2 protein-coding genes are annotated in these 620 nt (G+C 42.9%); one reads left to right on the top strand and one right to left on the bottom strand.

What is annotated here, in order from left to right; genetic code table 11:
* Positions 1–190 (bottom strand): LysR family transcriptional regulator (locus KIV40_RS30925; protein ID WP_285353118.1); only part of this gene is annotated, 190 nt, incomplete at its 3' end.
* Between the two features lie 195 nt (positions 191–385).
* Between KIV40_RS30925 and KIV40_RS30920 the strand changes: the two genes are divergently transcribed.
* On the top strand, positions 386–620 hold a 235-nt coding region (locus KIV40_RS30920), incomplete at its 3' end, for an alpha-amylase family glycosyl hydrolase (protein ID WP_285353116.1).

Below are 620 nucleotides of genomic sequence, written 5' to 3'. Positions count from 1 at the left end.
GAAACAGCAAACCATACTCCGTCAGCTCAACGCCTTTGGATTTGCGAATGAAGATATGCACACCGATATCATTTTCGAGTTTCTTAATCGCAGCCGTTAACGACGGTTGGCTGATATTGAGTTTTTCAGCGGCACCTTTGATGCTGCCAGTGTGTGCAACCATCAAAAAATATCGGTAGAGCTTGTTCATAGCATTCTCTTAATTTGCATCGGATCACAAAATGTAAGGTTAGAATTTCGACAGTTTTAGTACACTAAGACTGGTTCCCGCCTCAAAGCCTAATGATATAGGATTTTTCTATAGAGAGCACCATTCTCGCTATTTCCCAGAGAGAGGCGAAATCTCTATAGTGGTGAAAGTGAAATGAATAAGTGAGATCGCACAATGGAACAAAAATGGTGGCATGACGCGGTAGTCTACCAAATCTACCCTCGCAGCTTTTTAGACTCAAACAATGACGGTATCGGTGACCTAAACGGCATCATTAGCAAACTCGACTATCTAAAACTACTGGGCATCAATGTCATCTGGTTGTCGCCAGTTTATCAATCGCCAATGGATGATAACGGCTATGACATTTCAGACTACCAAGCGATAGCCGAAGAGTTCGGTAGCATGG

It is taken from the genome of Vibrio sp. D173a, from assembly GCF_030248475.1.
This window is presented reverse-complemented; position numbering and strand designations above follow the sequence as displayed.